Genomic DNA, 24247 nt, shown 5'->3' with positions numbered 1-24247 from the left:
CATGGCGACACTGGTATTGGGGGCCGTGGGGGCGGCGGCAGGCGGTGCGCTGGGCGGCGGGGTGCTGGGGCTGAGCTCGGTCGTGATCGGGCGGGCGCTAGGCGCCACGCTGGGCCGCGTCGTCGATCAAAGCCTGCTGGGGGCGGGCAGCGAAGCGGTCGAGACCGGGCGCGTCGACCGTTTCCGCCTGACCGGCGCGGGCGAGGGCACGCCCATCGCACGGCTGCACGGGCGGGTGCGCGTCGGCGGTCAGGTGATCTGGGCGTCGCGGTTTCTGGAATCGTCCGAAACGCAAGGCGGCGGCAAGGGCGCGCCGTCGCGACCCGAGGTGCGCGAATACGGATACAGCGTATCGCTGGCCATCGCCCTTTGCGAAGGCAAGGTCGCCGGGATCGGGCGCATCTGGGCGGATGGCCGCGAGATCGGGCGCGACGAGGTGCAGTTGCGCCTGCATCCGGGCGACGACCGCCAGCAGCCCGATGCGAAGATCGAGGCGGTCGAGGGGACGGGCAACGTGCCGGCCTATCGCGGGCTGGCCTATGTGGTGATCGAGGATCTGGATCTGGCGCCCTTCGGCAACCGGGTGCCCCAATTCACCTTCGAGGTGATGCGCGGCGAGCAGGCCGCACCCGCCGGTGCGTCGCCCGACCTGGCGGCAGGCGTCCGGGCGGTGGCAATGATGCCGGGCACGGGCGAATACGCGCTGGCCACGACGCGCGTGCGGCTGGAGGACCGGCCCGGCGTGTCGGCCTATGTCAACGTCAACAGCCCCGGCGGCAAGACCGACTTCGCGGCCTCGCTGGACGCGCTGGGGGCGGAGTTGCCCCGCTGCGGATCGGTGTCGCTGATCGTGTCGTGGTTCGGCGACGATCTGCGCTGCGGAGCGTGCAAGGTCGTGCCCAAGGTCGAGCAGACGGCGTTCGACGGCAAGGAGATGCCCTGGACGGTATCGGGGCTGAAGCGGCGTGACGCGGCCACGGTGCCGGTCCGTGACGGTGGCGTGATATACGGCGGCACGCCTGCGGATGCGTCGGTGGTGGAAGCCATCGCGGCGATGCGCGCGGCCGGGCAGGCGGTGATGTTCTATCCGTTCCTGCTGATGGAGCAGGGGCCGGGCAACGGCCTGGCCGATCCGTGGTCGGATGCCGCGCACCAGCCGGAACTGCCGTGGCGGGGGCGGATCACGCTGTCGAAGGCGCCGGGGCAGGCGGGATCGCCCGACGGCACGGCGGCGGCGGCGGCCGAGGTCGCTTCGTTCTTCGGGACGGCGCGCGTCGCGGATTTTGCGGTGACGGGGCAGCGCGTGCGCTGGACCGGGGGGGCAGATGACGGCTATCGCCGGTTCATCCTGCATTACGCGCATCTGTGTGCCGCGGCGGGCGGGGTGGACAGTTTCTGCATCGGGTCCGAGATGCGCTCGCTGACGCAGATCCGCGATGCGGGCGGGTTTCCGGCGGTCGAGGCGTTCCGGCAACTGGCGCGGGACGTGCGCGCGATTCTGGGACCGGACGTGAAGATCGGCTATGCGGCCGACTGGTCGGAATATTTCGGCTATCGCCCGCAGGACGGATCGGGCGACGTGTTCTTCCACCTCGATCCGCTTTGGGCCGATCCGGCGATCGATTTCATCGGCATCGACAATTACATGCCGCTGGCCGATTGGCGGGACGGCGACGACCATGCCGATGCGGGATGGGGGACGGTCCACAACCTCGATTATCTGCGCGCAAACGTCGCGGGCGGCGAGGGGTTCGACTGGTATTACGGATCGGCGGCCGAGGATGCTGCGCAGATCCGCACGCCCATCGCGGACGGCGCCCATGGCGAGGATTGGGTCTTTCGCTACAAGGATCTGGTCGGCTGGTGGAGCAATCCGCATCACGACCGACCGCGCGGGCTGCGCAAGGCGACCCCGACGCCCTGGGTGCCGCAATCGAAGCCGATCTGGTTCACCGAGATCGGCTGTGCGGCCATCGACAAGGGCGCGAACGAGCCCAACAAATTCCTGGACCCGAAATCGTCGGAATCGGGTTTGCCGAAATATTCCAGCGGCCGGCGCGACGACCTGATGCAGATGCAGTTCCTGCGCGCGTCGTTCGATCACTGGTCGGATCCGGCCAACAACCCGGTGTCGGACGTTTACGGCGCGCCGATGGTGGACGTGACGCGCGCGCATGTCTGGGCCTGGGACGCGCGGCCCTATCCGTATTTTCCCGGGAACGCGGATCTGTGGTCGGATGCCGACAACTACTATCGCGGACACTGGATCACCGGGCGGGCGACGAACCGGGCGCTGGCATCGGTGGTGCGCGAGATCTGCGCGGAATCGGGCGTGCGCGGGATCGATGTTGGTCGGCTTTACGGTCTGGTGCGTGGCTATGTGCAGGGCGACGTGCAATCGGCCCGGGCGGCGTTGCAGCCCCTGATGCTGGCCTACGGGTTCGACGCGGTCGAGCGGGCGGGAACGCTGGTCTTCCGGTCGCGAACGGGGCGGGCGGTGGCGGCCATCGACGCAGGCCAGGTGGCCGTCAGCGGCGAGACGGAGGGCGATGTCGAGCATGTGCGCCTGCCCGACGCCGAGAAGGTGGGGCGGCTGCGGCTGACCTATACCGATGCAGGGGGGTCGTTTGAGACGCGCAGCGCCGAGGCCGTCTTTCCCGACGAGCGCAGTTTCGCGGTGGCGGCGTCCGATCTGCCGCTGGTGCTGACGCAGGCGGAAGGGCGCGCGATCACCGAACGTTGGCTGGCCGAGGCGCGGGTGGCGCGCGACCGTGTGCGGTTCGCGCTGCCGCCCTCGCGGCTGGGGCTGGGCGCGGGCGACGTGGTGACGCTGGGCGACAGTCTGTGGCGGATCGACCATGTGGAACAGGCCGGCCTGCAACTGATCGAGGCGGTGCGGACCGAACCGGGGCTGCACGAGCCGAGCGACACGGCGGAAAGCGCCATGCGCCTGCCGCGCTATGCCGCACCCGTGCCGGTGCTGCCGGTGCTGCTGGACCTGCCGCTGTTGCGGGGGACCGAGGCGCCCCACGCGCCCCATGTCGCGGCGGCGGCGCGGCCCTGGCCGGGATCGGTGGCCGTTTACGGTTCGGCAACGGGATCGGGATACGACCTCGATGCCACGCTGCCCGTTTCGGCGCGGATCGGGGTCACGCAGACGCCGCTGCATCGGGCGGCGTCCGGCATCTGGGATCGCGGGCCGGCGCTGCGCGTCCGCATGATCGGCGGCGCGCTGCAACGGATCGAGGACGCGGCGCTGCTGGCCGGGGCCAACGCGATGGCGATCGGCGGCGGCGCGGATGACATATGGGAGGTGTTTCAGTTCCGCGAGGCGGAGTTGGTCGCGCGCGACACGTTCGATCTGTCGATGCGGCTGCGAGGGCAGGCGGGCACGGACGGGGTGATGCCCGACGAATGGCCCGCGGGCAGCCGCGTGGTGCTGCTGAACCGGGCGGTGCGGCAGATCGACCTGCGGCCCGACGCGCGCGGGCTGGCGCGGCACTATCGCATCGGCCCCGCCGGGCGGCCGCTGGACGATCCGGCTTTCGTCGAGGAGGAGCGGGCGTTTGCCGGCGCGGGGCTGCGCCCCTATGCGCCGGTGCATTTGCGGGTGCGCGAGGCTGGCGGCGGGCTGGACGTGACATGGATTCGGCGCACCCGGATCGGCGGCGATAGCTGGCTGGGGCTGGACGTGCCGCTGGGCGAGGAGGACGAGCGGTATCTGGTGCGGATCCGGCGCGGCGGGGCGATTTTGCGGCAGGTCGAAACTGACCGTCCGGCCTGGCATTACGGCGCGGCGGACCGGGCGGCGGATGGGCCGGGCGTGCGGTTGGAGGTCGCGCAGGTCTCGACAGCCTACGGGCCGGGGCCGTTCGGGGTGCGCGATCTGCCATGAATGCGCGCGCGCCGCGGATGGGCGACCTGATCGCGCTGGCGCGTGCCTGCCTTGCCCAGCCCGCGCATCGCCGGGCCTGGGTCGCGCGGCGCATCCTGGCGGAAGCGGCCCGTGCGGGGACGTGGCGGCGCGCGACGGGTCGCGTGCATCCGCTGTGGGGGGACGGGTCGGTCGCGGCGGCGGCGTTGCGGCGGCGCTGCGCGGCCGAGCCGCCGCTGGAGGACGCCGAATGGCGCGCCTGCCTGACTCTAGGTCTCGACGCTTTCGCCGGGGGTGTCGGCCAGCGCGATTCGCGTCTATATTGTCGTGACACGCCGCCGACCGGAGCCTTCCCATGACCCTGCAAGCCCGCAACATCGCGACGCTGGATCCTGTCTGGTCGCGCATCCGGCTCGAGGCGCAGGACGCGGCCGAGGCCGAGCCTTTGCTGGGCGGGCTGATGCATTCGGCGGTCCTGCATCATCCGACGCTGGAACGCGCCATCGCGTCGCGCGTGGCGCTCAAGCTGGTCTCGGGCGAGATGTCCGAGCAGATCCTGCGCGAGATCGCGGACGAGGCGCTGGGCGACGACCCTGCTTTGGGCGATGCCGCCCGCGCCGATCTGGTCGCTACGTTCGAGCGCGATCCGGTCTGCCACCGGTTTCTGCAACCCCTGGTCTATTTCAAGGGATGGCAGGCGGTGCAGGCCTATCGCATCGGTCACTGGCTGTGGCTGAAAGGGCGCCGCGATCTGGCCTATTTCATCCAGATGCGGGTGAGCGAGGTGTTCGGCATCGACATCCATCCCGGCGCGCGGATCGGGCGCGGCATCATGATCGACCACGCCCATTCCATCGTCATCGGCGAAACGGCGGTGGTAGGCGACAACGTGTCGATGCTGCATTCGGTGACGCTGGGCGGGACCGGCAAGGAGGAGGAGGACCGCCACCCCAAGATCGGCGACGGCGTGCTGATCGGGGCGGGGGCCAAGGTGCTTGGCAATATTCGCGTGGGCGCGTGCTGCCGGATCGCCGCCGGGTCCGTGGTGCTGGAGGACGTGCCGCCCTGCAAGACGGTCGCCGGCGTTCCGGCGCGGATCGTCGGAGAGGCGGGCTGTTCGCAGCCATCCGTGACGATGGACCAGTTGCTGAACGGTCAGGTCTGATCCAGCGCCCGGTTCAGTTCGGCCAGCCGGGCGGCGGGGTCGGGGGATAGCCAGACTTCCTCGCCCAGGGCGATGAAGTCGGCGAAGGGGGCGAGGGCGGCGAGCAGGGCGGCGTCGAAGCCGCCTTCGGCCACGACCGGCAGCTCGATCATCTCGGACCACCAGGCGAAAAGGTCGCGGTCTGCCAGCGTTCCGTCGCCGGGCGCCGCCCCGCCGACCGGGCCGAAGGCGATGTAATCGGCCCCCGCTTCGCCCGCGTTCATTCCGTCGTGCCGCGACGTGCCGCAAAAGGCGCCGACGATGGCGTCCGGCCCCAGTTCGGCGCGGGCATGGCGGACATTGCGCGCCCCGTCGCGCAGATGCACCCCGTCGAGCCCCGCCCGCTGCGACAGCGCGACATGATCGGCGATGACGAGCGCCACGTCGCGCGGTTCGGTCACGGCGCGCAGGGCGTCGGCGGCGCGCAGCAACGTATCCTCGTCGCGGGTGGCGAGGTCGAGGCGCAGGCAGGCGACCGGCGCGGCATCGAGCGTGGCCGATAGACGGCCGCCGAAATCCGCGTCGATCGCGGGCGGCGTGACAAGATAGATCTGCGGGCGGTCGGTCATCGTGTGTCCCTTCGGCGTGCCCGCGTTCTAGCGGGCGATGCGGGGTTTGACCACGGGCGCCTTGGCCCCTATCAGCCGAAGCGCCATGCAGCCTGTCTTCGTCCTCGTGCGCCCTCAACTGGGCGAGAATATCGGTGCCGCCGCCCGCGCCATGCTCAATTTCGGGCTGACCGAGATGCGGATCGTGGCCCCCCGCGACGGCTGGCCCAACCCCCGCGCCGAGGCTTTGGCCGCCGGCGCGTCGCGCGTGCTGGACACGGCGACGATCCACGACGATCTGCCATCGGCCATCGGCGATTGCGCTCATGTGCTGGCCACCACCGCGCGGGCGCGCGATCTGACCAAGGACGTGCACGACCCCCAGCGCGCGATGACGCTGGCGCGGGACCGCGGCGCCGGGGGCGAGCGGGTCGCGATCCTGTTCGGGCCGGAACGCGCGGGGTTGGAGAACGACGATGTGGCGCTGGCCACCGGCATCGTCACGGTTCCGGTCAACCCCGACTTTCCGTCGCTGAACCTGGCGCAATGCGTCCTGTTGATGGGATACGAATGGCGGCGGCAGAAGGCCGCGCCGGCGGCCACCCCGTCCGAGCCGCGCGCGACCGTGCTTGAGGTCGAGCATCTGGCGCGCCAATGGGAAGCCCGGCTGGAGGCGGCGCAGTATTTCTTTCCGCCCGCCAAGGCCGCGCATATGCGGACGGGTCTGCGCAACCTGTGGTCGCGGATGCCGCTGACGACGCGGGACGTGGCGATCCTGCACGGCGCGCTGCGGCAATTGGTGCGGCGGCACGGCGATGGCGGCTGACTTGCGGCCCCCGGCCCGCGCGCATAGCTTGCGCGGCGATTGACGGGGGGCCCGAGCGATGGCAGGCAAGCGCGCGATATTCGAGGAAGTCGGCACGGCCGAGAAGACCGCGCCCAGGGGTGGCATGATCGACGCGCGCCCGCGCGGGGCACGGCGCGGCGTAATGTGGTGGCTGATCGCGCTGTTCGTTCTGGTCGTCGTGATGATCGCCGTGGGCGGGCTGACGCGGCTGACCGATAGCGGGCTGTCGATCACCGAATGGCGGCCCGTCACCGGGGCCATCCCGCCCCTGAACGCCGCCGACTGGCAGGCCGAGTTCGACCGCTATCGCGCGATCCCCGAATACCGGTTGCAGAATAGCGGCATGAGCCTGGCGGAGTTCCAGGTCATCTATTGGTGGGAATGGGGGCATCGGCAGCTTGGCCGCGTGATCGGGCTGGTCTGGGCGGCGGGCTTTCTGGGCTTTCTGGCCGCGCGCAAGATCCCGCCCGGCTGGACGGCGCGGCTGCTGTTGCTGGGGGCGCTTGGCGGTTTGCAGGGACTTGTCGGGTGGTGGATGGTGTCGTCGGGGCTGGAAGGGACGCGCCTCGATGTCGCGTCCTATCGGCTGGCGGTGCATCTGGGCCTGGCTTTCGTCATCCTCGGCGTCATCGCGTGGTATGTGCTGTCGCTGCGCCGGACCGAAGCCGATCTGATGCGGGCGCGCCGCGCGGGCGAGCCGGCCTTGCGCCGCTGGACGACCGTGCTGGCCGCCGTGACGTTCTTGCAGATCGTCTGGGGCGCGCTGGTGGCGGGGATCGACGCGGGACGCAATTATGTGGACTGGCCGCTGATGGCGGGCGGGTTCCTGCCGCCCGATCCGTTCCAGCTTAGCCCCTGGTGGCGCAACTTCTTCGAGGATGACGGGCTGGTCCAGTTCGTGCACCGCATCATCGCCTATGCATTGCTGGCGCTGATCGTCGCCGCCTTCCTGCGCGCGCGCCGCTCGCCCTATCGCGCCAGCCGCGCGGCTTTTCACGGCGTGCTGGGCATGGCGGTGTTGCAGATGGTGCTGGGCATCGCGACGGTGATGTATTCCGCGCCGTGGTCCCTGGCGATCCTGCACCAGTTCGGCGCGGTGGTGCTGTGGGTGCTGGTGCTGCGCGCCCGGCACCAGACGATCTGGCCGCGCGCGCAATCGCTGAGGGATGCCGCATGAGCGCCTATGACGATCTGATGGATTTCCAGCGCGAGACCGAGGCGCTGGCGCAGGTTGCGGGCCGGCTGGGCTGGGATCAGGAAACGGTGATGCCGCGCGGCGCCGCCCATCAGCGCGGCGAGGAGATGGCCGCGATGGAGGGCGTGCTGCATGCGCGGCGGTCCGATCCGCGCATCGGCGACTGGCTGGACCGGGCCGAGGCCGCAGACGACGTGGCCGCCGCCAACCTGCGGCTGATCCGGCGAATGTTCGACCGCACGGCCAAGGTGCCCGCCAGGCTGGCGGCCGAGCTGGCGCGCGTCACCTCGCTGGCGCAGGGCCAATGGGCCGAGGCACGCGCGGCCGAGGATTTCGCCGCCTTTGTGCCGGTGCTGGCGCGCGTGGTCGATCTGCGGCGCGAGGAAGCGCAGCATCTGGCGCAGGGCGGCGATGCCTATGACGCGCTGCTGGACGATTACGAACCGGGCGCCACCGCCGAAAGCCTGACGGCGATGTTCGGTGCATTGCGCCCGCGTCTGCTGGCGCTGCGGGACGCGGCCCTGGGATCGCCGCATCAGCCCGTGCCGTTGACCGGCACGTTTGGCGAGGGCGGTCAGCTTGCCATCGCGACCGAGCTTGCGACCGCCTTCGGCTACGACTTCACGCGCGGGCGGATCGACAAGGCAGTGCATCCGTTCAGCAGCGGGTCGGGCGCGGATGTGCGCATCACCACCCGCACCGCGCCGGACGATCCGTTCAACTGCTTCTATTCCACCGTGCACGAGGTCGGCCATGCCGCCTATGAGCAGGCGATCGACCCTGCCTTCGCGCTGACGCCGCTGGGGCAGGGCGTGTCGATGGGCGTGCACGAATCGCAGTCGCGCCTCTACGAGAACCAGCTTGGCCGCAGCCGCGCCTTTACCGGCTGGCTGCACGGACGGATGACGGCGACATTCGGCGATACGGGCCTGGAGCCGGACGCGTTCTATGGCGCGGTGAACCGGCTGCATCGCGGGTTCATCCGCACCGAGGCCGACGAGGTGCAGTATAACCTGCATGTCCTGCTGCGCTTCGATCTGGAACGCGCGCTGATCGACGGAACGCTGGCCCCCGCCGAGCTGGAGGAGGCGTGGAATGCCCGCTTCCTGACCGATTTCGGCTATCCGGTGGACCGTCCGTCGAAAGGGTGCCTGCAGGACGTGCACTGGTCGGTGGGGCTGTTCGGATATTTTCCGACCTATACGCTGGGCAACGTCTATGCCGGGTGCCTGCATGCGGCGCTGCGGCGGGACCTGCCCGATCTGGATGCGGCCCTGACGCGGGGCGACACGTCGCCCGCGACGGGCTGGCTGCGCGAGCGTCTGCAACGCTGGGGCGGGCTGCGCGGGCCGCGCGCGACCGTGGCCCACGCGACGGAGCAGGAGCCGTCCGAAGGTCCGTTGCTGGATTATCTCGAGGCGAAGTTCGCGGCGATCTATCGGCTTTGAGCCCAGATACCGCGATGGCGGAAGACCTCGCGCAGCGTGTCGGCCCGGTCGCTCATCACGCCGTCGACACCCAGATCCAGCAGCCGTTCCATGTCGGCCGGATCGTCGATGGTCCAGACATGGACATGCGCGCGGGCGCCGTGGGCCGCCTTCAGCAGACGCCGCGTGACCAGCGGGATGCCGTGCCAGTGCGTCGGGATCTGCAAGACCGGGGCCCCGTCCGTCGCCAGCGGCAGGCCCCAGCCGCGCAGCCAGTGCCGCGCGACGCCGCCCTGCGCAGGCGACCAGCACAGGCGCGGACCCAGCGCGTCGCGGATGGCCCGCGTGCGGCGGATGTCGAACGATCCGATGCAGACGCGCTCCACGGCATCCGCACCGGCAATGGCGCGGATCGTCGGGGCGACCGCGCCGTCGGTCTTGGCGTCGAGGTTCAGGTTCAGCCGCGGATGATCCGACAGCACCGCGTCGAGCCGCGTCAGCCTGCCGCCGCCCGCGACCGCGGCGTCGCGCCAATCCGACCAGTCCCGATCCGCGATGCGGCCCGGCCGGCCCATCAAACGGTCGGTCCGGTCGTCGTGGAACAGCACCGCAACGCCGTCGCGGGTCGCCTGCACGTCCGTCTCGACATGGGTGAAGCCCATTGCCACGGCGGCGTCGATGGCTTCGGCGGTGTTTTCGGCGCAACCATCGGCGAAACCGCGATGGGGGAAGGCGATGGGGCCGCCGGTGTCGAGATAGGGAAACCCGGTTTCGACCGGCATTACAGCGGGCGGATGCGCAGGCGGGTGATGCGGTTGTCGATGCGCTGCATCACCTCGAACCGGAAGCCGTGGAAGCTGAAGACCTGGCCCTGGGTGGGGATCGTCTGCGCCTCGTGGATGACCAGCCCGGCAATGGTGTTGGCCTCGTCGTCGGGCAGTTGCCAGTCGGCCGCGCGGTTGAGGTCGCGGATGGTCATGCCGCCATCGACGATATAATCGCCGCCTTCGGTGCGCCGCAGGGGATGTTCGGGATCGAGGTCGAACTCGTCCGTGATTTCGCCGACGATTTCCTCGAGGATGTCTTCCAGCGTGATCAGGCCCTGAAGCGCGCCGTATTCGTCCACGACCAGCGCGAAATGGGTGTGCCGCACCAGAAACTGCCGCATCTGTTCGTCCAGCGTCGTCGTCTCGGGCACGAAATAGGGCGGCATGGCGACTTCGGTGATGTCGAAATCGGTCATCCGGGCACCGTTGGCGGCGGCGTCGGGGCGGCGGTCCCACATGGCGCGCAGCAGGTCCTTGGCATGGACCACGCCGACGATGTTCTCGTGGCTGTCGCGATAGACCGGCAGGCGGGTATGGGGCGAGCGCAGGCATTGTTCCAGGATTTCGGCCGCGGGCATGTCGCCGTCCACCATCTCGATCTGCGAGCGGTGGCGCATCACTTCCTCGACCGTGCGGTCGCCCAGATCGAGCGCGCCGAGGATGCGGTCGCGGTCCTCCTTCTCGACCATGCCTTCGGAATGGCCCAGCGTCAGCGCGCCCTCGATCTCGTCTCGAAAGGCGTGGATCTGGCCGTGCGGGTCGGTCTGCACGCCGAAGCCGCGCAGCACCAGCCGCACCAGCAGCCGCACCGCGCCGACGACGGGCGCGAAAACCCGCACGACGATGCCGATGGGCGCGCTGACCATGCTGGCGGCCTTTTCGGCGTTGGTGATCGCGTAGGTCTTGGGCAGCACCTCGGCGAAGATGAGGACGAGGAAGGTCATCACCAGCGTCGCCAGCGCCACGCCGCTGTCGCCTAGAACGCGTGTGAACAGCGCGGTGGCCAGCGACGTGGCCAGGATGTTGACCAGATTGTTGCCCAGCAGCACCGACCCGATCAGGCGTTCGTTGTCCTCGGTGATGTCCAGCGCACGCGCGGCCCCGCGCGATCCGCGGTCGGCCTGGCTGCGCAGCTTGCCGCGCGACGCGGCCGTCAGCGCGGTTTCCGACCCCGAAAAGAACGCGGACAGGACCAGCAACAGCAGGATCGCCCCGACGGTGACGATCAGCGCGGTGTCGAAGATGGGGGCGGCGGGATCCATGCGGGTCCGAAGGTTGCGAAGACAGCCCCGCTTATGCGCAAGCGCCGTCCCGGTGACAAGCCGTCAGTCCGACCCGGCCAGCGGATGCCGCGTCAGCACCAGATCGTGCAGTGCCCCGTCGAGGACATGGGTATAGATTTCGGTCGTCGCGACATCGGCGTGGCCCAGCATCGCCTGAATCGATATCAGATCCGCGCCGCCGGCCAGCAGATGCGTTGCGAAGGCATGGCGCAGATTATGCGGCGTCACCTTGTCGGGCGCGACGCCCGCGCTGGCGGCCAGCGTCTTGGTCAGCCCGTGAAACCAGTTGCGCGTCAGATGCCCCGCCTTGCCATGCGACGGAAAGAGATAGCGCGCGCCCGGTCCCTGAACGCCCATATCCTCGCGCAGCGACAGCCAGGCGGCCAGCGCAGCGCGCGCGGGGGCCGACAGCGGCACCAGCCGTTCGCGCCCGCCCTTGCCCTTGACCAGCAGCATCCCCGGATCGCCCCGCGCCGCCGCCAGCGGCAGCGTGACCAGCTCGCTCACCCGCATGCCGGTGGCATAGATCAGTTCCAGCAGGCAGGTGTTGCGCAACCGTTCGGCGCGGGTGCGTCCGGTGATGCGGGCGGCGTCGATCAGCTTCTCGACTTCGGCCAGACTGAGCGTGCGGGGCAGACGGCGGGCGCGGCCCGGCCCGCGAATCTGGATGGCGGGATTGTCCGGTCGCCAGCCTTCGTCGAAGGCGAAGCGGTAAAGCTGCCGGATCGCCGAAAGGCGCCGCGCGCGGGTCGCCACGACAAGGCCCTGCGCGTCGCAGTGAACCATATACGCCTCGATATCCTCGCGCGTGGCGGCGATCAGGTCCAGATCGCGGCGGTCCAGCCAACCGGCGAAATCCTTCAGATCGCGCGCATAGGCCAGCTGCGTGTTGCGCGCGGCGTTCATCTCGGCCGCCTGCGCCTCGAGGAAGGCCTCGATCCGGCGCATGGTGCCGGCGGCGATCATATGCGGCGATCCAGGATCAGCAGGTCGAGCGCCGCGTCCCGCGCGGTGTCGTCCTGGCCCGCCGCCCGCAGGATCGCCAGACCGTCGTGCAGGGCGTCGGGATTGCCCGCCTCGCCCGTCTCGATCAGATCCATCGCCATCAGCAGCGCCTCGCCGATGCGGCCGGTCTGTAGCATCTCGCCGGCCCGCGCGGGGGGCGGCGCGTCGAACCCTTCGGCGATGGCGCGTTCGCGGTCCGACGCGGCCGCCGACGGATCGGGCGCGCTGCGCGCCAGCGAAAGAAGGAAAGGCGGGAGCGCGTTCGCCGCATCGGTCGCAAGGATGCGGTCGCGTGCGGGGGACAGCACGCCGATTTCCGCCAGCGTCCGCGCCGCCCCCCCATCGAGGTCGAGCCGCGACAGCGCAGGCCCGTAATGCGCCGCGAAGGCATGGGCCAAACCCGCCGCGCGCATTGCGTCCCAGAGATCCGGCAGCAGATCGGCCACGGCGCCTGCATCGCCCGCCTGCATCGCGGCATCGAGGTCATGCGCCAGCCTGACCCGGTCCCAGACGCCGCCCGATGCCGCCGCCTGCCGCGCCCCATAGACCGACCAAAGCTGCGATCCCGAAATCGCGCCCGCCCGCGCCAGCCGTTCGGCCGCCTCGATCTGCGCCTTCCAGCCGACGGTGTGGCGCAGGTCGGAATGGGCGAAGGCCAGCGGCAGCGACGCGGTGCCGATGGGCAGTCCGATCGCCTCGAACAGCGCGAATTGCAGCGGCGAGGGCTGGCGCGGCGGGATCAGGCTGGCGGCGGGTTCGGTTCCGTCGTCGAGGAACGCGGACAGCAGCGCCGCCTCGGCCGGGCCGACGACGCCAAGCGCGCTGGCCGTGTCCAGCGTCAGTGCCGCCGTCGCCCAGTCGCCGCCCCGCGCCAGGCAGAACACCCTTGCGGCATAGGTCGGCGTGATCGCGGGCAGCGCCTGCATCCGCGCGCAGCCCAGATCCTCGTGCCCGGTCAGCAGCGCGATGTCGAACCAGCGGCGGAAATGGCGCGGCTCCTCGCGCTCGGCCCGGTCGAGAAGGGCGCGCGCCGCGTCGATGTCGCCCATCGCCAGCAGCGCGTCGATCCGCGCGAAGAACAGGACCGCTTCGGGGCCGCTGTCGGCGGGCGGCTCGGCGGCGCTTTGCAGCATCGCGCGCAGCAGATCGCGCAGGGCAGGCAGCGCGCCCGCGCGGTCGTGCGACAGCGCGCGCGCCAGATCCGCCGAGGCCGAGCCGTGCCAAAGATCGTCGGGCAGGCCCACGCGTTCGGCGGGCAGCAGGCCCACCCGGTCGGGCGCGGGCGCCCCCAGCGGCGCGACCGTCACCTGTCGCGGCAGCGCGTTCACCGCCACGTCGGTCGCGGGCGCGCGGCGGGGTTTCGCCGCCGTCGCGGGCTTGCGCACCGAATCCGACAGCCAGTCGATGGCCGAAAGCGGCGTCTGCGCCGCGACCGGCCCGGCGGTCAGAAGGGTGGCCAGCGCGCAGGCGGCCAGGTGGGCGCTATTCGGCATCCAGCGTCACCGGCACTTTCATCTCGCGGCTGTCGGGCGACATGGTGCCCAGATAGGCGAACCCCGTCAGCCCGATCAGCGCCAGCACCGCCAGCACCAGCAGCAGCTTGATCAGTCGGAACATCGGCTCGGTCCTTCACGCTCGTCCTCGGGGCCGTTGCCGGCACGCGGCGCGTCTGCGGCGCCGTCGCGGGGTTTATAACTGGTCTTTCGGGCAAGAACACGCCATTCCGGGCCGAAGGACACGATTTCAGCGGGACTGCGCCATTTGCGATTGAGGTTGCACAAGACGGTGGTGATGGTCGGCATGATGGGTGCGGGCAAGACCGCCGTGGGGCAGGCCGTGGCGCGGCGGCTGGGGGTCGCGTTCCTCGATTCGGATGCCGAGATCGAGCGCGCGGCCAACCGGTCGGTCGCCGAGATCTTCGCCCGCGACGGCGAGCCGTTCTTCCGCCGCAAGGAAAGCCAGGTTCTGGCCCGTCTTCTGGCGGGCCGGCCGGGCATCCTGTCGGTCGGCGGCGGGGCGTTCCTGTCGGCCGACAACCGCGCGGCCATCGGGCGCGACGGCGTGTCGGTCTGGCTGCGCGCCGATCTGGATCTGTTGTGGACCCGCGTGCGCCGCAAGGATACCCGCCCGCTGCTGCGCACCGACGATCCGCGCGCGACGCTGGCCGCCATCCTGTCGCAGCGCGAGCCTGTCTATGCGCTGGCCGATCTGGTGGTGGACACCGCGCCGAACCTCACTATCGAGGCGACGGCCGGCCGCGTCGTCGAGGCGCTGGCGACCCGTCCCGACGTGCTGGACAAGGAAACGACATGAGACAGGACATTCCCGTCGATCTGGGCGCGCGCAGCTATGTCGTGCGCATTGGGCCGGGCCTGCTGGCCGAGGCAGGCGCGCAGATCGCCCCGCTTCTGGCGCGGCCGCGCGTGGCGATCCTGACGGACGAGAACGTCGCAGGGCTGCATCTGCCCGCGCTGGAAAGGGCGCTGGCCGCCCAGGGCATCGACGCCGCCGCGCTGGTCCTTCCCGCCGGAGAGGAAACGAAGGGCTGGCCCTGCCTGCAACGGTCGCTGGACTGGCTGCTTGCGCGAAAGGTCGAACGGCGCGACATCGTCATCGCCCTGGGCGGCGGCGTGATCGGCGATCTGGCGGGTTTTGCCGCGGCGATCCTGCGGCGCGGGGTGCGGTTCGTGCAGGTCCCCACCAGCCTGCTGGCGCAGGTGGACAGTTCCGTCGGCGGCAAGACTGGCATCAACGCCGCCGCGGGCAAGAACCTGATCGGCGCGTTCCATCAGCCCAGCCTGGTGCTGGCCGATACGGACGTGCTGGCGACGCTGCCGCCGCGCGACTTTCTGGCCGGTTACGGCGAGGTGGCGAAATACGGGCTGCTGGGGGATGCGGCCTTCTTCGAGTGGCTGGAGGCGAATGGCCCGGCGCTGGCGGCGAGCGACGGCGCGCTGCGGATGCAGGCGGTGGCCACGTCCGTCACGATGAAGGCCGCCATCGTCGCGCGCGACGAGACCGAGGAGGGCGAGCGCGCGCTTCTCAATCTCGGGCATACCTTCTGTCACGCGCTGGAGGCCGCGACGGGCTATGGCGACCGGCTTCTGCATGGCGAGGGGGTGGCCATCGGCTGTGCGCTGGCCTTCGATCTGTCCGCGAGGATGGGTCTTTGCCCGCAGGAGGATCCGGGCCGCGTGCGCGCGCATCTGCGGGCGATGGGCATGCGTGCGGATCTGGGCGATATTCCCGGCGATCTGCCGGATGCCGAGGCGCTGGTCGGCCTGATGGCGCAGGACAAGAAGGTGCGCGACGGACGCCTGCGGCTGATCCTGGCGCGCGGGATCGGGCGGGCCTTCGTGGCGGAGGACGTCCCGCCGCCGCTGATCGCGCAGGTGCTGCGCGACGCGGCCGCGGAACCGCGCCGGTCCTAGAACGGAATCTCGTCGTCCAGATCGTTCGACGGGCCGCCATAGCCGCCCCGCCCGCCGCCGCCGCCGCCGCCCTGCGACGATCCGCGCGATCCGCCCTGGTCGTAGTCGCGGTCGTCGGAATAGCCGCCGCCGCCCGAACCGCCCCCATCGCCGCGTCCGTCCAGCATGGTCAGCGTCGAGGTATAGGGCCGCAGCACGACTTCGGTGGAATAGCGGTCCTGGCCGGACTGATCCTGCCATTTGCGGGTCTCGAGCTGCCCTTCCACATAAATCTTCGAGCCCTTCTTCAGGTATTGCTCGGCAACGCGGACCAGCGGCTCCGAAAAGATCGCGACGCTGTGCCATTCGGTCTTTTCGCGCCGTTCGCCGCTGTTCTTGTCCTTCCAGGTCTCGGACGTGGCAATGCGCAGGTTGCAGACCTTGCCGCCGTTGCCGAAGGTTCGCACCTCGGGGTCGCGTCCCAGATTTCCGATCAGGATGACCTTGTTGACCGAACCCGCCATCGCATTCCCCTTGGTTCTGTGCCGGTCGATTCCGGCCGTTCGCGCGGACCCTACACCGCCCGCCCGGCGGGGGAAACATGCCTGCGGCGGCTGGATCCGGCCCTACCCTTGGGTTAACGTCCCCGCGACCAGAGCCCGGAGTGCCCATGAAACCGTTCGCCCTGATCTGCGCCGCAGCCCTTCTGTCGCCCGCACCCGCGCTGGCCGACATGCTGGTATCGACCAAGAACGGCCCCGGACCGGGCCGCGCCAGCCAGTTCAGCTTTCTCGACGGACGGGGGGCCACGCAATATGCGGGATCCGTCCGGTTGCAGCCCAAGGTGGCCAAGCCGATGGGCCGCACGGCCGACGGGGCGCTGCCGCTGTTTACCGGGCGCTATGACGGGCCGTATCTGGCCATCGCGCGCGCCGCGGCCCGCAGGCACGGTGTGCCCGAGGATCTGTATCTGCGGCTGGTCCAGCGCGAATCGGGCTGGAACGCCGCCGCCGTATCCCATAAGGGCGCGCTAGGACTGGCGCAGTTGATGCCGGGGACGGCGGCGCTGTTGCGGGTCGATCCGGCCGATCCCGAACAGAACCTCGACGGCGGGGCGCGCTATCTGGCGATGCAGTATCGCAAGTTCGGCACATGGCAACTGGCGCTGGCGGCCTACAATGCCGGGCCGGGCGCCGTCGAGCAGCATGGCGGCGTGCCGCCCTATGCCGAGACGCAGGCCTATGTGCGCGTGATCCTGGGCAGTTAGACCGCGTCCTTGAAGCGCGTCGCCAGCGTTTCGAGGTCGTCGCCCTGCGCCTTCGGCACGATGCGATAGGCGGCGTTGACGGCCAGGAACAACGCGAAGCTGAGCAGCCCGACGCAGAGCAGCCCGACCAGGATCCGCCCGTAAGCCTGCGACGACACCCAGTCGAAGGCCTGTCCCATGCCCCCCGCTTCGCTGGGATCGGCGGTGAAGGCGGCATAGACCAGCAGCGCGCCGATGATGCCCACCACCAGCCCCTGCGCCGCGACGCCGCCGCGCAGCGCCGGGTCCCAGTTGCGGGTAAAATGATTGCCGATAAGGTGTTCGCGGTAATCGCGGCCCCAGGCTTTCTTCAGGTAATAGCCCCCCGCGCCGATGGTCAGCAGCCCGCCAATGCCGACGATCCACCGGCCCGCGGGCCAGCCCATCACCGTCGCCGTGGCGCTGGCGATCGCGGATTGGTCGCCGCTGCCTGCCGACGTGAACAGCACCGCCAGCGCGCCGATGCCGATGGCCAGATGGATCAACCCGGTCACGACCATCCCCAGACGGGCCACGATTCCTTCGCCGTCCGATCCGTAATCCTCCAGATCCCAGATGGCGTCGATCAGGCGCCACACCGCATAGGCCAGCAGCCCCAGAAAGACGGCGATCAGCACGGTGGCGCCCCACCACGAATCCTCGAGCTTCTGGAAGGCCGACGATGTGCCTTCCGCCTGTTGTCCGTGCCAGATCGCCCAAAGGGCAAAGCCGGCGACAGCCAGATAGACCAGCGCGCGGCCGGCATAGCCCACCCGCATGACCGGCACGGCCCAGCCGAAATCCGTCTCGTTCGTTCCGGGCATCGTGGCGTCCTTTCTGGAATGTTGATGCGAGTCAGTCGTCCGCCAGCGTAATCACCGGCTCCATCGAGTCGAGCTTTTCGCGGCTGAGGTGGCACTTGATCTGATGGCCGCCCTCGATCGTCACCATCGGCGGCACGATCGTTTCGCACAGACCGCCCGGCACTTCGGATTTCCAGCGGCAGCGGGTCTGGAACGGGCAACCCGGCGGCGGGTTCATGGCCGACGGCACGTCGCCTTCCAGCACGATGTGCTTTTTCTGCACGCGCGTGTCGGCGATGGGCACGGCGGACAAAAGCGCTTCGGTATAGGGGTGGTAAGGAGGCGCGAAGACCTGTTCGGTCTTCCCGATCTCAACCACGTGGCCCAGATACATGACCAGCACCCGGTCGGCCAGATACCGCACGATGCCCATGTCGTGGCTGATGAACAGCAGCGTGGTCCGATGTTCGCGCTGAATGTCCATCAGCAGGTCGGTCACGGCGGCCTGCACGCTGACATCGAGGGCGCTGACAGGTTCGTCCGCCACCACGATCCGCGCGTCGCCGGCGAAGGCGCGGGCGATGCCGACGCGCTGTTTCTGGCCGCCCGACAGTTGGCGCGGCATCCGGTCGGCGAATTCGCGCGGCAGCTTCACCAGATCGAGCAGCGTCAGCATCCGTTCGCGGCGATCCGCCTCGCTGTCGCCGATGCCGAACACCTCGAGCGCGCGGGTGATCTGGCGACCCACTGTCATCGACGGGTTCAGCGTGTCGAAGGGGTTTTGGAACACCATCTGGATGTCGGCCACGGTGCCGGTGGTGCGGTCGGCGATGGCGGTGTCGCCGATGGGGCGGTCGTCCAGAAGGATCCGCCCCTCGGTCGCGGTTTCCAGCCCCATCAGAACCTTGGCGAAGGTGGATTTGCCGCAACCCGATTCCCCGACAATGGCCAGCGTTTCGCCCTCGCGCGCATCGAAACTGAGCGTCTCGTTCGCCTTGACGACCTTGGGGTCGCCGCCGGAAAAGAGTGTGCTGGCATCGCTTTCGTAGTATTTCTTCACGTTGTCCATGCGAAGAACAACGCGGCCGGGTTCGGTGCGGTCGGTCTGCGCGACCCCCAGCGGCAGGGCCTGCCAGTCGATCTCCTCGAACCGCAGGCAGCGGGTGCGGTGGCGGTCGTCGTCCTTGACGGCAAACATCGGGATCGGCTTCGCGTCGCAGCGGCCTGCCTGGAAATAGTCGCAGCGCGGGCCGAAATTGCAGCCGGGCGGGCGTTCGTGCGGCAGGGGGAAATTGCCGGGAATGGCGACCAGCGGCTTGGTGTTCTTGTCCGCGCCCGGAACCGGGATCGAGCGAAAAAGAGCTTGCGTATAAGGGTGTCGCATCCTGTCGAACACGTCCTCGATGCTGCCCGTCTCGACCGCTTCGCCCGAATACATGACGCAAAGGCGGTCGCAGGTTTCCAGCACAAGCCCCAGATTGTGGCTGATGAACAGCATCGAGGTGCCGTATTTGCGGCCCAGGTCGCGGACCAGTTCCACGACCGCCGCCTCGACCGTCACGTCGAGCGCGGTGGTGGGTTCGTCCAGGATCAGAAGCGAGGGGTTGGCCATGAGGGCCATGGCGATGACGATGCGTTGCTGCTGGCCGCCCGAAAGCTGATGCGGATAGGCGTCGAGGATGCGTTCGGGGTCGGGCAGCTTGACATCAGCCACCAGTTCCAGCGCGCGGGCGCGCGCCTCGGACCGGGTGATGCTTTCGTGAATCCGTGGGACTTCCATGAGTTGCCGGCCGACCTTCATGGCCGGGTTCAGGGACGCCATCGGTTCTTGATAGATCATCGCGATCTCGCGGCCGCGAATGTCGCGCAATTCGCCCGGCGACATTTCCGCCAGATCACGGCCCTTGAAGCGGATGGTGCCGCCGGTGATGCGGCCGTTGGCGCCCAGATCCTGCATCACCCCCAGGGCGACGGTGGATTTGCCGCAGCCGGATTCGCCGACGAGGCCCATCGCCTCGCCCGGCATGACGCGGCACGAAAAGTCCATGACCGCAGGGATTTCGCGGTCGCGGGTGAAGAAGGAGATCGACAGGTTGTCGATTTCCAGTATCGGGCCGTCATGGCTGTCCTTGGGCATCAGTTCGTCCTTCGATCCGCCGCGAAACGTACAATTTGTACAGTTCAGGGCGCGAATTGTACGTTCCGGAGCGTCAGTCGCGCAGGCTTTCCTCGCGCAAGCCGTCGGCCAGCAGGTTCAGACCCAGCACCAGCGTCAGCAGCGCGATGGCGGGGGGCAGGGCGGGGTGCAGGTAGATTGACAGCAGCTTGCGGCCCTCGTTGATGGTGCTGCCCCAGTCGGGCGATTCGGGCGGCAGGCCCAGACCGAAAAATCCCAACGTGCCGAGCAGGATCGTGGTGTAGCCGACGCGCAGGCAGAAATCGACGATCAGCGGGCCGCGGGCATTGGGCAGGAGTTCCCACAGCATGATGTACCACGCGCGCTCGCCGCGGGTCTGGGCAGCGGCGACGTAGTCACGCGTCTTGATGTCCATCGCCAGCCCCCGGACGATGCGGAGAACCGTGGGCGCGTTGACGAACACGACCGAGACGAAGACGACGAGGATGCCGCCGGGAATGTCGAACAGGTCGAGCGGCCGGGGCAGGACGGAAATCGCGCTGCCGGGTTCGCTGATCAGCGACAGATAGATCCAGAACATCGCCCCCAGCACCACGGCCAGCAGCGGGACGTTGAAGCGCGGCCGGGTGCGGTAGCGCGCGTTCAGCAGGATGCCGGTGAAGGCGATGGGAAAGAGGAACATCACCGCGCCCATCCAGGCGGGCAGGCCGGTCTGGACGATCTCGGGCGTGACCAGAAGATAGAAGAGCAGGATCACCGGGAAGGCGAGGATCAGGTTGGCCAGAAACGACAGGACCGTATCGAGCCGCCCGCCGAAATAGGCGGCGGGCAGGCCCAGCGTGATGCCGACCATGAAGGCGAACAGCGTGGCCATCGGGGCGATCTGCACCACCACCCAGGCCCCGGCGATGACGCGCGAGAAGACATCGCGCGCCAGGTTGTCGCCGCCCAGCAGATACCAGTCGTAGACCGCGCCGTCATTGCCGGCGACGGGGCTGCCGGGCAGGGCGTTCTTCATCCCCGAGATCTGCACTAGCGGATCGTGGGTCAGGATCAGGCCCGCGGCGCCGAAGATGGCGGCATAGACCCAGAACATGACAAGCGCGAAGCCGACCATGCCGATGGGGCTGTCGAACAGCTTGCCGTAAAGGCCGAGCCGCCCCTTGAAGGCGATGGACAGCGCGAAAGTCACGGCCAGGGCCAGCCAGACCGGCAGCAGGCGCTGCGCCACGGCGCCGAGGATGCCCGCGCCCGGCCCGGCGACGATGCCGACGACGACGAAGGTGACGACGTAGGCCAGCACGGCGAAGAACGCCATGCGCGCGATCCGGTCGAGCACGGCCAGCGGCCCGGTGCGCGCGGCCAGCGTGCCGTCCGATTGCGTCACCCGGTTGCCTTCGGCGACGAAGACGGAGGCGACGAGGCGGATCGCCGTCGCGGCCGCGAAGACCGCCGCCGCGATCCACAGGACCGGCATCAGGGGCGCCATCACGCCCGTCCATGACAGAGGTTCCATCGGGGTTCCTTACGCGACGCTGATGCGGGGGTTGAGCCAGACATAGCCGATGTCGGAGATAAGCTGCGTGACCAGCACGACGATCACCGACACGACCGAGACGCCCAGCAGAAGCTCCACGTCGTTGTTGCCGGCGGCCTGCACCAGCGTCCAGCCGAAGCCCTTGTAGTTGAACAGCGTCTCGACGATGACGACGCCGTTCAGAAGCCACGGGAATTGCAGCATGATGACCGTGAAGGGCGCGATCAGCGCGTTGCGCAGCGCGTGTTTCAGCACGACGTTGCGGAAGCTGACGCCCTTGAGCCGGGCGGTGCGGATATATTGCGCGGTCATCACCTCGGCCATGCTGGCACGGGTCATGCGGGCGATATAGCCCATGCCGTAAAGCGCGATGGTGAGGACGGGCAGGAAGAAATTCTCGAACGTCGCATGGTCCATGGCGCTGGTGGCGGTGCCCTTGAACCATTTCAGCCCCACCGCCGAGGACGCGAAGACCGCGATCAGGATGACGCCGGACACGTATTCGGGCGTCGCGGTGGACAGGATCGACACGGTGGAAAGCGTGCGGTCGGTGCGCGATCCTTCGCGCATCCCCGCCAGCACGCCGATCAGCAGCGCCGAGGGCACCATCAGCACCATGACCCAGAACATCAGCTTGGCGGTCAGGCCCAGCCGGGTCGCCACGATGTCGGCCACGGGTTCGCGAAAGACGGTGGAATTGCCCCAGTCACCCTGCAACACGCCGCAGAAACGGGGCGCGCCCGGCGGAATCTCGGCCGCGTCGCCGAAGCAGCGGCCCCGCACCCCGGCGGGCGTTTCGATCACATAGCCCGGCAGCACGCCCAGCCATTCGCCGTATTTCACCGGCAGCGGCCGCATATAGCCGTGACCGGCCAGCCACGACGCCACATCGGCATCCGACATGCGCGCGTTGCCCTGGGTCTTGGCGATCTTTTCGAGGTTGGGGCCGAGATTGGTCAGCGTGAAGACGATGAAGGTCAGGCACAGCGCCGTCAGCACCATCACGGCGATGCGGCGCAGGATGAATGTCGCCATGATTGCTCCTCAGAGGGCGGCGGGAATGCGGGACGCGCCGGGGCGCATCCCGCCGGCACCGATATAGCGGATCAGGCGGCCAGACCCAGCTTGTAGAGGTGCAGTTCGTAGGTCGGGTGCATCTCGGCGCCGGTGACACTCTCGCGGTAGTGGCGAAAGAGCGACATCCAGAACGGCTGGATGATGACGCCGTCCTCTTGCAGCATCGTCTCGATCTTCTCCATCACCGCGCGGCGGCGGTCGGCATCGACGATGCCCAACGCCTCGGCCAGCAGGGCGTCGAATTCGGGGTTGGCATAGCCCGTTTCGTTCCACGCCTCGCCCGAGCGGTAGGCCAGCGCCAGAACCTGCACGCCGAGGGGCCGCTGGCTCCAGTTGGTCGAGCTGAAGGGGAACTTGGCCCAGTCGTTCCAGAAGGTGTTGCCGGGCAGGATCGTGCGATTGACGGTGAAGCCTGCATCGCGAAGCTGGGCGGCCACGGCATCGGTGGTGTTGCGGCGCCAGTCGTCGTCGATCGAGATCAGCTCGTGCTCGTAATCGGCCATGCCCGCTTCTTCCATCAGCGCATAGGCGGCGTCGGGATCGTAGGGCTTGCGCGGGACTTCGGCATATTCGGGGTGGATCGGGCAGACATGGTGGTTGTCGGCGACGATGCCGAGGCCGGAATAGCCCAGCTCCAGCAGCACGGAATTGTCGACGGCCAGTTGCAGCGCGCGGCGCACCCGGGGATCGGCATAGGGCCTTTGGCCGTTCACCTCGGCCTGCTGGTTGGTGCGGATGGTGATGGTGTTGGCGGTGACGGCCTCGGACTTGACCAGATCGAGGCTGTCCATGATCTCGATGAATTCGCCGACGCTTTCGTAAAGCATGTCGACCTCGTCCGATTCGATCGCGGCGAGCCAGGCGGCGGGATCGGTGCCGTAGTCGATGAACTCGATCCGGTCGAGCGTCGCGCCGCCGATGCCTTCGGCGGTCTTGCCCCACCATTCGTGGTCGGGCGCGCGGACCAGCACGCCCTTGACGCCCACTTCCAGCATTTCGGGAATATAGGGGCCGGTGCCGATGGGGCGGTCGTCGGTCATGAAGTCGCCGGCGCGATAGCTGGGATGCACGATGGCGGCGGGATAGTCCGACACGTCGGGAATAAGCGCGATATTGGCCGAGGTCAGGTTGAGGCGGATCGTCATGTCGTCGACGATTTCCAGCACGCCGTCGCGGATTTTCTTCGTCTCGGGATCGACCATGTCGCCCATGCGGCTGGCCAGCGAATTGCCCTCGACCGCGCCGTCGCACCAGCGGGTGATGTTGTGGGCCACGTCCCGCGCGGTGAAGGGATCGCCGTTGTTCCAGGTGACGCCGGGACGCACGTGCAGCGTGTAGGTCCGGGCGTCGTCGCTGACATCCCAGTCTTGCAGCAACATGCCGCGGATCGTCCCGTCGCGGTTGTATTCGACCAGGTATTCCAACCAGCCGCGGGCGAAGTTGGCGATCTGCGGCCAGTCCCAGACGCGCGGATCCTTGAGCGCGCGGACCTGCTGCTGGATGCGCAGCGTGCCGCCCTGCTGCACCGCGGGCTGGGCGGCGGCGGGGGCGGGCAGACCGATCAGACCGTAGGCCGCCGCCGCCGAGACGCCGAGCGCGGTGCTGCGGGTCAGAAACTCGCGCCGGTCGAGCGTGCCGTGCCGCACTTCGTCGGCATACATGCGCGCGGCGGGGTGCAGCGGTTTGCGGGTGCGGTCGGTATCGGTCATCGAATCGTCCTTGGTCTGTTTCGGACACGGCCGCCGCCGCCGGTCCCTTGGGGGCCGTCGCCGGGTCATTCGCATCTCT

21 protein-coding genes are annotated in these 24247 nt (G+C 69.1%); 9 read left to right on the top strand and 12 right to left on the bottom strand.

Annotated features, from left to right (window positions below):
* The first annotated feature begins 1 nt into the window (after position 1).
* Genes OCGS_RS12050 through cysE form a run of 3 tightly spaced genes read left to right on the top strand, consistent with a single transcriptional unit; the run spans position 2 to position 5039 of the window.
* Positions 2 to 3895, top strand: coding sequence for a baseplate multidomain protein megatron (locus OCGS_RS12050; RefSeq protein ID WP_007427526.1), 3894 nt, complete (start codon positions 2 to 4; stop codon positions 3893 to 3895).
* Positions 3892 to 4233, top strand: coding sequence for a DUF7742 family protein (locus OCGS_RS12045; protein WP_007427525.1), 342 nt, complete (start codon positions 3892 to 3894; stop codon positions 4231 to 4233). Before OCGS_RS12050 ends, OCGS_RS12045 begins: the two co-directional genes overlap by 4 nt.
* Entirely contained in the window at positions 4230 to 5039 is an 810-nt protein-coding gene (gene cysE / locus OCGS_RS12040; protein WP_007427524.1) for a serine O-acetyltransferase, read from the top strand. The genes OCGS_RS12045 and cysE overlap by 4 nt, the downstream gene beginning before the upstream one ends.
* On the opposite strand, the gene OCGS_RS12035 is transcribed toward cysE, so the two are convergent.
* Positions 5030 to 5647, bottom strand: a complete 618-nt coding sequence (locus OCGS_RS12035; RefSeq protein ID WP_007427523.1) for a thiamine phosphate synthase — start codon at positions 5645 to 5647, stop codon at positions 5030 to 5032. The two genes, cysE and OCGS_RS12035, sit on opposite strands and share 10 nt — an antisense overlap.
* 85 nt (positions 5648 to 5732) lie before the next feature.
* On the opposite strand from OCGS_RS12035, the gene OCGS_RS12030 reads away from it, so the two are divergent.
* From OCGS_RS12030 to OCGS_RS12020, 3 genes are read left to right on the top strand one after another with little or no spacing between them, the layout of a single operon-like run.
* Positions 5733 to 6452 carry an RNA methyltransferase gene (locus OCGS_RS12030; RefSeq protein WP_007427522.1) on the top strand — a complete coding sequence of 240 codons (720 nt, stop codon included), beginning with the start codon at positions 5733 to 5735 and terminating at the stop codon, positions 6450 to 6452.
* A 58-nt stretch (positions 6453 to 6510) separates the two neighbouring features.
* Positions 6511 to 7650: a heme A synthase gene (gene ctaA / locus OCGS_RS12025; protein WP_007427521.1), complete on the top strand. Its 1140-nt coding sequence runs from the start codon at positions 6511 to 6513 to the stop codon at positions 7648 to 7650.
* Entirely contained in the window at positions 7647 to 9116 is a 1470-nt protein-coding gene (locus OCGS_RS12020) for a carboxypeptidase M32 (RefSeq protein ID WP_007427520.1), read from the top strand. The genes ctaA and OCGS_RS12020 overlap by 4 nt, the downstream gene beginning before the upstream one ends.
* Here the strand turns inward: OCGS_RS12020 and OCGS_RS12015 are convergent.
* The 5 genes from OCGS_RS12015 to OCGS_RS15555 all read right to left on the bottom strand — a co-directional run bounded on the left by OCGS_RS12015 (position 9104) and on the right by OCGS_RS15555 (position 13827).
* Positions 9104 to 9877 carry a glycerophosphodiester phosphodiesterase family protein gene (locus OCGS_RS12015; protein ID WP_007427519.1) on the bottom strand — a complete coding sequence of 258 codons (774 nt, stop codon included), beginning with the start codon at positions 9875 to 9877 and terminating at the stop codon, positions 9104 to 9106. The two genes, OCGS_RS12020 and OCGS_RS12015, sit on opposite strands and share 13 nt — an antisense overlap.
* Positions 9877 to 11184, bottom strand: coding sequence for an HlyC/CorC family transporter (locus OCGS_RS12010; RefSeq protein WP_007427518.1), 1308 nt, complete (start codon positions 11182 to 11184; stop codon positions 9877 to 9879). Before OCGS_RS12010 ends, OCGS_RS12015 begins: the two co-directional genes overlap by 1 nt.
* 63 nt (positions 11185 to 11247) lie before the next feature.
* Positions 11248 to 12171, bottom strand: coding sequence for a tyrosine recombinase (locus OCGS_RS12005; protein ID WP_007427517.1), 924 nt, complete (start codon positions 12169 to 12171; stop codon positions 11248 to 11250).
* Positions 12168 to 13703, bottom strand: coding sequence for a hypothetical protein (locus tag OCGS_RS12000; protein WP_007427516.1), 1536 nt, complete (start codon positions 13701 to 13703; stop codon positions 12168 to 12170). The genes OCGS_RS12005 and OCGS_RS12000 overlap by 4 nt, the downstream gene beginning before the upstream one ends.
* Positions 13693 to 13827: a hypothetical protein gene (locus tag OCGS_RS15555; protein ID WP_007427515.1), complete on the bottom strand. Its 135-nt coding sequence runs from the start codon at positions 13825 to 13827 to the stop codon at positions 13693 to 13695. Before OCGS_RS15555 ends, OCGS_RS12000 begins: the two co-directional genes overlap by 11 nt.
* Before the next feature lie 144 nt (positions 13828 to 13971).
* Between OCGS_RS15555 and OCGS_RS11995 the strand changes: the two genes are divergently transcribed.
* Positions 13972 to 14523: a shikimate kinase gene (locus OCGS_RS11995; RefSeq protein ID WP_156801047.1), complete on the top strand. Its 552-nt coding sequence runs from the start codon at positions 13972 to 13974 to the stop codon at positions 14521 to 14523.
* Entirely contained in the window at positions 14520 to 15641 is a 1122-nt protein-coding gene (aroB, locus tag OCGS_RS11990) for a 3-dehydroquinate synthase (protein WP_007427513.1), read from the top strand. The genes OCGS_RS11995 and aroB overlap by 4 nt, the downstream gene beginning before the upstream one ends.
* On the opposite strand, the gene ssb is transcribed toward aroB, so the two are convergent.
* Positions 15638 to 16144, bottom strand: coding sequence for a single-stranded DNA-binding protein (ssb, locus tag OCGS_RS11985; RefSeq protein WP_007427512.1), 507 nt, complete (start codon positions 16142 to 16144; stop codon positions 15638 to 15640). The genes aroB and ssb overlap by 4 nt on opposite strands.
* 146 nt (positions 16145 to 16290) lie before the next feature.
* On the opposite strand from ssb, the gene OCGS_RS11980 reads away from it, so the two are divergent.
* Positions 16291 to 16887 carry a lytic transglycosylase domain-containing protein gene (locus OCGS_RS11980; RefSeq protein ID WP_007427511.1) on the top strand — a complete coding sequence of 199 codons (597 nt, stop codon included), beginning with the start codon at positions 16291 to 16293 and terminating at the stop codon, positions 16885 to 16887.
* Here the strand turns inward: OCGS_RS11980 and OCGS_RS11975 are convergent.
* From OCGS_RS11975 to OCGS_RS11955, 5 genes are all read right to left on the bottom strand, one after another.
* Positions 16884 to 17729 carry a DUF1206 domain-containing protein gene (locus OCGS_RS11975; protein WP_007427510.1) on the bottom strand — a complete coding sequence of 282 codons (846 nt, stop codon included), beginning with the start codon at positions 17727 to 17729 and terminating at the stop codon, positions 16884 to 16886. The two genes, OCGS_RS11980 and OCGS_RS11975, sit on opposite strands and share 4 nt — an antisense overlap.
* A 31-nt stretch (positions 17730 to 17760) precedes the next feature.
* Positions 17761 to 19845, bottom strand: a complete 2085-nt coding sequence (locus OCGS_RS11970; protein WP_007427509.1) for a dipeptide ABC transporter ATP-binding protein — start codon at positions 19843 to 19845, stop codon at positions 17761 to 17763.
* A gap of 73 nt (positions 19846 to 19918) precedes the next feature.
* Positions 19919 to 21361: an ABC transporter permease gene (locus OCGS_RS11965; protein WP_007427508.1), complete on the bottom strand. Its 1443-nt coding sequence runs from the start codon at positions 21359 to 21361 to the stop codon at positions 19919 to 19921.
* 9 nt (positions 21362 to 21370) lie between these two features.
* Positions 21371 to 22417: an ABC transporter permease gene (locus OCGS_RS11960; protein ID WP_007427507.1), complete on the bottom strand. Its 1047-nt coding sequence runs from the start codon at positions 22415 to 22417 to the stop codon at positions 21371 to 21373.
* Positions 22418 to 22488: 71 nt separating this feature from the next.
* Entirely contained in the window at positions 22489 to 24168 is a 1680-nt protein-coding gene (locus tag OCGS_RS11955; RefSeq protein WP_007427506.1) for an ABC transporter substrate-binding protein, read from the bottom strand.
* Positions 24169 to 24247 lie beyond the last annotated feature (79 nt).

The organism is Oceaniovalibus guishaninsula JLT2003 (assembly GCF_000299575.1).
In the GTDB taxonomy this organism is placed as follows: domain Bacteria; phylum Pseudomonadota; class Alphaproteobacteria; order Rhodobacterales; family Rhodobacteraceae; genus Palleronia; species Palleronia guishaninsula.
This window is presented reverse-complemented; position numbering and strand designations above follow the sequence as displayed.